Genomic DNA, 841 nt, shown 5'->3' with positions numbered 1-841 from the left:
TTTACAATGGAGAGTTTGATCCTGGCTCAGGATGAACGCTAGCTACAGGCTTAACACATGCAAGTCGAGGGGAAACGACATCGAAAGCTTGCTTTTGATGGGCGTCGACCGGCGCACGGGTGAGTAACGCGTATCCAACCTGCCCACCACTTGGGGATAACCTTGCGAAAGTAAGACTAATACCCGATGATATCCCTAGAAGACATCTGAAAGGGATTAAAGATTTATCGGTGATGGATGGGGATGCGTCTGATTAGCTTGTTGGCGGGGTAACGGCCCACCAAGGCAACGATCAGTAGGGGTTCTGAGAGGAAGGTCCCCCACATTGGAACTGAGACACGGTCCAAACTCCTACGGGAGGCAGCAGTGAGGAATATTGGTCAATGGGCGAGAGCCTGAACCAGCCAAGTAGCGTGCAGGACGACGGCCCTATGGGTTGTAAACTGCTTTTATAAGGGAATAAAGTGAGTCTCGTGAGACTTTTTGCATGTACCTTATGAATAAGGACCGGCTAATTCCGTGCCAGCAGCCGCGGTAATACGGAAGGTCCGGGCGTTATCCGGATTTATTGGGTTTAAAGGGAGCGTAGGCCGGAGATTAAGCGTGTTGTGAAATGTAGACGCTCAACGTCTGCACTGCAGCGCGAACTGGTTTCCTTGAGTACGCACAAAGTGGGCGGAATTCGTGGTGTAGCGGTGAAATGCTTAGATATCACGAAGAACTCCGATTGCGAAGGCAGCTCACTGGAGCGCAACTGACGCTGAAGCTCGAAAGTGCGGGTATCGAACAGGATTAGATACCCTGGTAGTCCGCACGGTAAACGATGGATGCCCGCTGTTGG

1 rRNA gene is annotated in these 841 nt (G+C 51.6%); it reads left to right on the top strand.

Annotation, left to right across the window (positions count from 1 at the left end):
- Window positions 1-3 precede the first annotated feature (3 nt).
- Window positions 4-841, top strand: a 16S ribosomal RNA gene (locus ACTQ16_RS16640); the annotation flags it as partial.

Source organism: Prevotella sp. LCP21S3_D2, assembly GCF_052118345.1.
In the GTDB taxonomy this organism is placed as follows: domain Bacteria; phylum Bacteroidota; class Bacteroidia; order Bacteroidales; family Bacteroidaceae; genus Prevotella.
The sequence above is the reverse complement of the archived record's forward strand: the minus strand, read 5'-3'. Positions and strand labels throughout refer to the sequence as shown.